Consider the following 8,415-nt stretch of genomic DNA (forward strand, 5'->3'; position numbering starts at 1 on the left):
GGCTAGAAGCGGACATTCGCAAATTCGATCATCTACCCATCCTTGGGGCATGGCCAGGCTCTACACGGCGAAATAGATCGCCGCCAATCCGTCAAACGCCTTGAAGCATGACGAGCAATTCGTCCTTTAGAGCTAGACGCTTTCTCTTCAGGTAATCAGGGACTTCGTCCTCAAGGTTATTCTGATGGACTTCGATGTGATGGATCTTGCGGTTTACACGGCAGTATTCACGGTTCATGCGCTCAAAGTGGCCGTTTCTGGCCTCAAGATCGTGGATCCGCCTGCATAGTTCGGGAAACTCATCCTCAAGCTTATCGGGGGGATGGCTCATGATCTTTCCCTTCGAAAATAGCGACTTTACATTAGAATTTTCTAAAGGATCTCTCGGTTTTGCGCGTTGAGGCAGATCAAATGATCCCGGTCTCTCGGAATGCCGAGAAAGTCGACCCATTTTCCATTGCTCAGGATCATCATGCTTGTGGCAAGAGCGCGTAGTTCGCTCATGCCGATCTCCACAACACTAGATGTGCCTCCGAGAGTCCCAAATGTGGAACGGCGAGGTTGAAGCTATGCCGCAGATCCGCCGTCAATTTAACCTTCCACGGCGCGACTTGGGCTATGCGCCCGCCATCGCGCTCTCGGTACGTAAGACTTCCGCGTCGTCCGCCGGGCAGTTGGGATTGATCGCTAGTCCCGAGCCCAGTTCGAAGCCTCCCGGTGTCGTCAGACCCGGCACAATCCGCAAGCGCCAATGGGCGAAGTCGTTGTCTGCTGGCTCCCAAGATTCTACGACGAAGTTGTAGGGTGGATCATCCAAGACCGCTTTAAGGCGCTGCAGCGAACCCTGCAATATGATGGCAAACTCTCGCAGTTCGACATCATCCATACGCCCGAAAGACGCCTGATGACATCGTGGCAGGAGCCACATCTCGAAAGGGTTCGCGGCGGCGTAGGGCACTAGGACGACGAAGCTTTCGGTCTTCTCAACAACCCGCGTTCCCTCGACTAGTTCGGTCTCCAGCATCTTGCATGTGACGCAGCAGCCGTACCGGCTGTATTGTGCGTACATCCAATCGCGGATTGTTCTCAGGCGCGGCGGTGTCACGGCTACGGAAATGAGCTGAGAATGCGGGTGCGCAAGGGAGGCGCCAGCTAATCGACCGCGGTTGCGAAACAACAAGGTTGCTCTTGTATCCGGCCTTCCAGCGAGCGCGATGTAGCGTCGCCGGTAGCTCTGCGCCAAAGCCCACAAATTAGAGTCACAGTATTCCACAAGATCACTATCATGGCGGCTGGACTCTATAAGAACCTCGTGAAAGCCGTAGCCAGGCTGACCCCAACCGACCTGTTCGGGCGGCGTCCTAGGTTTGGCCGCGGGGGAGACTGCCGCAAACTTGTTGGGCACCACCCGCAACGTCCAGCCGGGCGACACGTCGCTGGGGACTTCCTCGATGATCCCCGGAAGCAGGCGCTCATTTCCAGGACAAAAGGGGCAAGCGGAATCATGGGACGGCAGCCGCGCAGCTGGCCTCCCGCCGCCGTGCTGCCAGAGCCGCGGCCGAAAACCTCGCTCCGGCGCCACTATCACCCACGCCCCAGTTGTCATATCCTGGCGATATTCACTCATATCAGCATCCCGGATCCACTAAGTGCTGACCCAATCACGCGCCTCGGCTGCATGGGATAGCGGGAACAGCCTGATTTCGATCGGGAGCATGAAGCCAAAGACCTTCATGGTGGTACGGATCCAATCCACGTCGGTAACCACTGCGGCGCGGCCCCAGCGATAGAGATGCTCCATGCCGACCTTGAAGTCTTCCCAGGCAGCGCCGGGATCTATGCCCTCGAAGTCAGCGCCGATCTCATAGTATAGACGGATTGTGTCCTGCTCTTTCAGCGCCCGCTCAACTGCGGGGATAAGCACGCTTTCATAGTCGGCCCTGGTAATCCGCCCTCTCCCGGAAATGGCGACAACATTTCCAGGAAAACCTTCGAGAATCTCAATCATTGTATCCTCCGAAGTTTCTAAAAGGGCGGCGATAGCCTGTTACTTTCTGCTGCAGCGACATGGCGCTTGACCGCCAGGAAGCTGTCGGGGCTGACCGATATGGAATCGATGCCGCAGGCCACCAGGAACTCTGCGAACTCGGGATGGTCACTGGGCCCCTGGCCGCAGAGTCCGACTTTCGCGCCGGCGCCATGCGCCTCCTCGATTACGTGGCGAATCATCCACTTGACCGCCGCGTCCTGCTCGTCGAAAAGTTCCGACAACGCCTCGGAATCCCGGTCGACACCCAGGGTCAGTTGGGTCAGGTCATTGCTGCCGATGGAAAAACCGTCGAAGCGCTCGGCAAACTCCCGGGCCAGGATCACGTTCGAGGGGATTTCGCACATGACATAGACCTGCAATCCGTTGTCGCCGCGCTGAAGGCCATTCTCCCGCATTGCCTCCAACACACGGTCAGCTTCCTTGGTGGAGCGGCAGAAGGGGATCATGACGATCACATTGGTCAACCCCATGGTGTCACGCAGACGGCGGATGGCGCAGCATTCAAGGGCGAAACCCTCGCGGTAGCGTGCCGAATAGTAGCGAGAGGCACCCCGGACGCCGAGCATCGGGTTCTCCTCTTGCGGCTCGAACTGAGCGCCACCAATAAGGTTGGCGTATTCGTTCGTCTTGAAGTCGCTCATCCGGATGATCACCGGCGCCGGATACTGCGCCGCCGCGATGCGGGCCAACGACAGAGTGAGACTGTTGACGAAATACTCTGCCTTATCGTCATAGCCGGCGGTCAGTTCAGCAATCCGCCGCTTCACCGACTCGTCCTCCAGGCCGTTGTAGCCCAGCAGAGCCATAGGATGAACTTTGATCTGGTTATTGATCACGAACTCCATCCGCGCCAGGCCGACACCATCGGCCGGGAGGCGCCACCAGCGAAAGGCTGCGGCCGGATTGGCGAGGTTCAGCATTATCTGTGTTTCGGTCTCCGGAATATCGTCGAGACCGAGTTCCTCCACCTCGAAGTCCGCCAACCCCTCGTAGACAAAACCTTCGTCCCCCTCGGCGCAGGAAACTGTCACTTGTTGCTCATCGTGCAGCAAACGGGTCGCGTCACCCGTACCGACCACCGCGGGCAAGCCCAATTCGCGGCTGACAATGGCGGCGTGTGAAGTGCGACCGCCATGGTCCGTGACTATAGCTGTCGCTCGCTTCATGATCGGCACCCAGTCCGGATCCGTGGTCTCGGTCACCAGCACCCCGCCATCGACGAAGCTGTCGATGTCGCGGGCGCTCTCTATCACGCATATCTTTCCGGCCACGACCGCATCGCCGATGCTGAGGCCGCTGACAAGCCTGCGGCCTTTGTCCTTGATCCGGTAGGTCTTGAGCTCGCTCGCTTCGCGGCGCGACTGCACGGTCTCGGGGCGCGCCTGGACAATGAAGAGTTCGCCGCTTTCGCCATCCTTCGCCCACTCCATATCCATGGCCTGGCCGTAATGCTCCTCAACGAGACAGGCCCAGCGTGCCAAGGTCAGTATATCGCCATCATCAAGCACCAGGGTGGCGCGCTCGATCTTGGACGTCGGGATATTGCGCGTTGGCCCGTCTGTGTCGTCGGCATAGATCATCTTGCGCGCCTTGGTGCCGCATTTCTTCTCAATGATCGGTACCAGCTCCTCGTCGACGAGTAGAGGCTTGAAGACTTGGTACTCGTCAGGATCTACAGCGCCCTGGACGACGTTCTCGCCCAGCCCCCAGGCGGCGTTGATCAGTACGACCTTGTCGAATCCTGTCTCCGTGTCGAACGCCGACGGAGAGCGCTACCTTCAGGTGATCGAAGCCCCTGGCCTGGCGATAGCTGATCGCCCGGTCCGTGAACAAGGAGGCATAGCAGCGCCGGCAGGCATCGAGAAGCGCGCGCTCCCCGCGGACGTTGAGATAGGTCTCTTGCTGGCCGGCGAAGCTGGCATCGGGCAAGTCCTCTGCCGTGGCGCTGGAGCGCACCGCGACGTCAGCATCTTCCCGCCCGCTGCGCTGGCAAAGTTCGCGGTAGGCCCTGGCAATCGCGTCCGCTACCTCTCGCGGCCATTCCCCACGCAGGAAGGCGCGCCGGATGTGAGCGCCGGTCTCCGCTAGGCCTGCCTTCCCAGCCTCCAGCTCGTCGAGCGCCGACTGGACCTCCCGCTGAAGTCCGTTCTCTCCCACATACTGCCAATAGGCTTGGGCCGTGGTGGCAAAGCCTGGCGGCACCTTCACACCCTTGGCGCCGAGTTGTCCTACCATCTCGCCCAACGAGGCGTTCTTGCCGCCTACCCGAGCCACGTCCTGCCGCCCGGTCTCCTCGAACCAGACAACGGGCGATTGGTTAGCCATTACCGTTTCCTTCCGCTCCCGGCTGCGTGCAGGCCACGCCTCGCAAGCGAAAGTTTGGCTCGAAGGATTCGATGAGGTCCATCCAGTCTTCCATGAGCCGCGTCATCAGGAAGCGCGCCCGCACAGTTCCCCTCGCCTTCTCCCCAACCCGTCTGCGCAGGTCACCGTCCTTGAGGAGCAGGACGATGCGCTCCGCCGCCTCCTCTACGCTGTCGACAAGGAAGCCGTTCACACCGTCTACAATCTGGTGACGGATGCCGCCGACATTGCCGCCGATTACCGCCGCCCCCTTCCACATGGCCTCTGTGACGGTCAAGCCGAAACCCTCACGGATCGATTTCTGGAGAATGACGGAGGCGCGACGCTGCAAGGCGTTAACCAATGCCGAATCCTGAACCGAAAGAATCCGGATGCGGTCTTCCCCGCAGAGGCAGATTGATTCGAAGATCTCCTGTCCCTCCGGATCGTCAGTCGCCACGTTGCCGGCCAGCACCAGCGTCGCATCAACCTCCTTTCGGGCGATGCGGAAAGCTTCGATCACTCCCTGTGGATCCTTCCACCTGTCAAAGCGCGAGATTTGCACCACGAGTGGCAGATCTGTGGGAATACGGTAGTGCTCGAGCCGTTCGTCGATCTCCTTCTCGCTCAGCTCCTTGTTTGTCGTCGAGAAGGGATTGATCGCCGGCATGATGAAACGTTGTGGCGGATCGATCTTCTGCGCGTAGTCCGGATGAGAAAGAACTACGGCATCGTAGCGCTCGATGAAGGGCCTCAGATAGGACCACAAGCGCCGGTCAGGATTCGTCAGATCTACGTGGCAGCGCCATACCCAAGGCGCCTTTTTGCGGAAGTAATTGACCAGGGGCAAGGGTTGAGGGTCGTGCACGATGACGAGGTCGTGATCCAGATGCATACGCATCGCATTCTCATAGACGACCTCTTCATAGATGTCGCATTTGAGGTCGCTGAGGTTGATTTCAGCGCCCTGAAGGGCGTTGTGCATCTTCTTGGTAACACTAAAAAAATCGGGCCGCCCCTGAAGCACCCGCCAGCCAGCGCGAATGCTGGCAGCGTTCATTAGCAGGGTCAAAGAAGACAGGATCTCCGCCACACCACCGCCGTAGTAGGTGGAGTTGACGTTGACGATATGCAGATCGCGCAGGCGCCGCGCCTTTTCCAGAAGGCGGTTGACCGCCGCGGAGCCGATCAGCGATTCGTAACTCTCGACCGTAGCCAGTTCCATTTCCGCTGGGATAGTCGCTCCGTCGCTCATGTCGTTATGCCTGAGAAACCTGAAATACGCTGGCGCCAGACAAACTGCGCCGCGATGCTCAGAATTTGAGCCGGAGCTTGCGGATAGATCGAGAAAAGTGCCTTTAAAACGCTCATTTCGGCCCCGCCTTGCGAATCTGCCGAACAGCTGGACGCTTGTCGATTGAGAATACCCTTCCAATCCGCCAGCACATTGATCCCGATCAAATATGGGTTCTTGTATTTAGATGCTCACAGGTAGGCGACAGATCTTGTCTTTCAGAACACGCCGTTTGGCCCCAATTCCTTTAATGCTGCTGCATGCATATCTTCTGGAATTCTCAAATATATTCTTTTGAGTGAAATATCGCGTCATCCCCATCGCTGTTTTCAAGTGAATCATGAGGCGGGGAAGCCTCTTTGAGCGAAGATTGAACGGCCATTTTGAAGCCGCTTTTGGCTTAAACTGGGCATTAGAAATGTGAAGCTTGGAGCGGCAAATTCGAGCACCAAGGATTGTCAAAAACCGCCGGACCTCAATCGGACCAAAAAGGCTGTCACCCTGTTCCAGATCAATGCTTAGTGAGAAAAACGAGTATCAAATGGCGAAGCGTCAGAAGTATCAGATTGACCACCCACCTCGGTTAAAGCAATGAATGAGCACCGTAAAGAGTTAGACCCTCAAGCTGAGATCATTTCATTTCTCGAAGACCCGGAAACACACGGCGGTTACGCTGTAGAACGGGTTGATACTCACATCGCATGTGTTTTTTTAGTCGGGGAACGCGCCTACAAGCTCAAACGCTCCGTTGTCTTTCCCTATCTTGATTTTTCGACAGTGGAGAAACGTTACCAGGCCGCAATGGCAGAGCTGCGCTTAAATACTAGGAACGCCCCCAGTCTATATCTTGGCCTTAAGCCGATACGTCGAACAGGCAATGGGAGACTTTGCCTCGATGGAGCGCGGGGTGAAATTGTCGATTGGCTGATCGTTATGCAACGTTTTGATCAATCGGCGTTGTTCGATCAGATGGCGCTTCAGGGATGCTTGGAAAGGCGTCAGATCATCGATCTCGCGGACGCGGTTCTTGAGCTTCATGGCCGCAGTCCGATCGTTAATTTATTACACCCCAAACAGCACTTCGCCCGGATCGTGTCATCCAGCCTCGAGGAGCTGCGCAGTCATGAGGATATATTCTCTAAGGACAAACTAGATCGTTTGACCGAGGCCGCTGAAGCCGCTCTTGAACTAGGAGCGGACCTGATCCGTCACAGGGCACATCACGGTTTAGTTCGCCGCTGCCATGGCGATCTTCACCTGCGAAATGTGGTGCTTTGGGAGGGAAAGCCGTTGATCTTCGATGCTCTTGAGTTCGATGACGAATTGGCGACCGGTGATTGCCTCTATGACGTCTCCTTTCTGCTGATGGATTTCATACATCGAGGTCTGCAGCCACTAGCCAATTTATTCCTTTGCCGGCTGGCAGCTCGAAGCGCTGACTATGATGACGGTTTTGAGCTGTTGCCGCTGTTCATGGCGACAAGAGCCATGATCCGAGCCAAAGTTTCGGCCGCTTTGGCCTCTTCTTGCGAGCGGCGAGCGCGTCGAGAAAGCCTCGAAGAGGAGGCGGCGCAGTACCTGAACCTCGCTGTGGCGTTTTTCGCAACGACGCCTGTCTATCTTATCGCTGTTGGTGGCCTCTCTGGCTCTGGGAAGTCAACGGTGGCCTACGAGCTTTCTCCTCAACTTGGACGACCACCCGGCGCGGTCGTGCTCCGGAGTGACGAAGAAAGAAAGAGGCTTCTTGGAAAAGAACCAGAGGAGCATCTGCCTGAAGATGCCTACAAACCCAGCACCAGTAAGGACGTTTATGCCTCACTGAGGAAGAGGGCCGCTACATTGATTGCGGCCGGGCAATCTGTGATCGTCGATGCCGTCCATGCACGCGAAGAGGAACGTGACGCCATCGCCTCGGTTGGCCAGAAGGCAAGATTTTTGGGCGTCTGGCTCGAGGCCCCAGTCGATACGCTGCGCCACCGCGTCGAGGAGCGTCGCGATGATGCGTCAGACGCTAAAGCAGCGGTGCTGGAAGAGCAGCTCTCCTACGACCTTGGCAGCATTCCCTGGACACAGGTTTCGTCAGAAGGATCTCCAAGCGACATTGCCCATGACGTTGTGGCTTTGGTCGAGAAGCTCACAGAATGACTAGAATCTCAAAAATCGGAAATGCGCTGCAACACTATCTTTGACCCCCTCATCCAAGGACCGCACCCCTCATTCTTGGGATCTCTGAGTCCGGCCAGCCCACAGTAAGTGGATGGCCCGTCAAGCCAGGCCCTAGTCGATTGGAACTGCTGCACTGTGCACAAACCGATGTCCGCTATTGGCTAGTAGCGGACATTCGACTGGACTGCGCGCTTGATTGGAGCGTGGATGCTCTCCCCACGGTGATTATGGAGAGCAAAGGTCCATGCCGACCCCGACCCTCAACGATCTAGATCACCTGTCCCGTGACCAGTTAAAGGCCCTCTGGTCAGCACTTTATGGCCACCCTGCGCCGCCGCGCTTCCGGCGCGACCTGCTGCTGGCCTTCGTCGCCTACCGTCTGCAGGAGAAACGCCTCGGCGGGCTCTCCGGCAAGACCCGCCGCGAGCTACGCACCCTTGCCGAGGCGGTTGGTCGCAACAAGGACTATCGCCCGGCCTCGACCCCCGCCTACAAGCCCGGCACCCGCCTGATCCGACGCTGGGGCCGCGAGGTCCACGAGGTGACGATCCTGGGAGAAGGG

The 8,415-nt window shown here is 57.7% G+C and carries 8 protein-coding genes and 1 pseudogene; 2 read left to right on the forward strand and 7 right to left on the reverse strand.

The features are described 5' to 3' along the window. Window positions 1–91 precede the first annotated feature (91 nt). The 7 genes and pseudogenes from P8X75_14555 to P8X75_14585 all read right to left on the reverse strand — a co-directional run bounded on the left by P8X75_14555 (window position 92) and on the right by P8X75_14585 (window position 5,854). Complete coding sequence (locus P8X75_14555) at window positions 92–331, reverse strand: DUF465 domain-containing protein (protein MEJ1996403.1); 240 nt, start codon at window positions 329–331, stop codon at window positions 92–94. Window positions 332–372: 41 nt separating this feature from the next. After that, entirely contained in the window at window positions 373–504 is a 132-nt protein-coding gene (locus P8X75_14560) for a hypothetical protein (GenBank protein MEJ1996404.1), read from the reverse strand. Window positions 505–616: 112 nt separating this feature from the next. After that, the gene (locus P8X75_14565; GenBank protein MEJ1996405.1) at window positions 617–1,024 is read right to left on the reverse strand and encodes a hypothetical protein; all 408 of its coding nucleotides are present in this window, start codon (window positions 1,022–1,024) and stop codon (window positions 617–619) included. 621 nt (window positions 1,025–1,645) lie between these two features. Further along, entirely contained in the window at window positions 1,646–2,008 is a 363-nt protein-coding gene (locus tag P8X75_14570) for an STAS/SEC14 domain-containing protein (protein MEJ1996406.1), read from the reverse strand. A 17-nt stretch (window positions 2,009–2,025) separates the two neighbouring features. Further along, a pseudogene (gene ppsA / locus P8X75_14575) lies at window positions 2,026–4,285 on the reverse strand (phosphoenolpyruvate synthase). 82 nt (window positions 4,286–4,367) lie between these two features. After that, on the reverse strand, window positions 4,368–5,648 hold the full coding sequence (locus tag P8X75_14580) for a glycosyltransferase (GenBank protein MEJ1996407.1): 1,281 nt from the start codon (window positions 5,646–5,648) through the stop codon (window positions 4,368–4,370). Next, window positions 5,645–5,854 carry a hypothetical protein gene (locus P8X75_14585; GenBank protein MEJ1996408.1) on the reverse strand — a complete coding sequence of 70 codons (210 nt, stop codon included), beginning with the start codon at window positions 5,852–5,854 and terminating at the stop codon, window positions 5,645–5,647. The genes P8X75_14580 and P8X75_14585 overlap by 4 nt, the downstream gene beginning before the upstream one ends. A gap of 424 nt (window positions 5,855–6,278) precedes the next feature. Between P8X75_14585 and P8X75_14590 the strand changes: the two genes are divergently transcribed. Beyond that, window positions 6,279–7,832, forward strand: a complete 1,554-nt coding sequence (locus P8X75_14590; protein MEJ1996409.1) for an AAA family ATPase — start codon at window positions 6,279–6,281, stop codon at window positions 7,830–7,832. 265 nt (window positions 7,833–8,097) lie between these two features. Then, on the forward strand, window positions 8,098–8,415 hold a 318-nt coding region (locus P8X75_14595), incomplete at its 3' end, for a DUF2924 domain-containing protein (GenBank protein ID MEJ1996410.1).

Source organism: Limibacillus sp. (assembly GCA_037379885.1).
Taxonomy (GTDB): Bacteria; Pseudomonadota; Alphaproteobacteria; order Kiloniellales; family CECT-8803; genus JARRJC01.

Bases quoted from the DNA above. Each gene is read 5' to 3' on its own strand.
- P8X75_14555 (MEJ1996403.1), bottom strand. From the start codon at position 331: ATGAGCCATCCCCCCGATAAGCTTGAGGATGAGTTTCCCGAACTATGC.
- P8X75_14560 (MEJ1996404.1), bottom strand. From the start codon at position 504: ATGAGCGAACTACGCGCTCTTGCCACAAGCATGATGATCCTGAGCAAT.
- P8X75_14565 (MEJ1996405.1), bottom strand. From the start codon at position 1,024: ATGCTGGAGACCGAACTAGTCGAGGGAACGCGGGTTGTTGAGAAGACC.
- P8X75_14570 (MEJ1996406.1), bottom strand. From the start codon at position 2,008: ATGATTGAGATTCTCGAAGGTTTTCCTGGAAATGTTGTCGCCATTTCC.
- P8X75_14580 (MEJ1996407.1), bottom strand. From the start codon at position 5,648: ATGAGCGACGGAGCGACTATCCCAGCGGAAATGGAACTGGCTACGGTC.
- P8X75_14590 (MEJ1996409.1), top strand. From the start codon at position 6,279: ATGAATGAGCACCGTAAAGAGTTAGACCCTCAAGCTGAGATCATTTCA.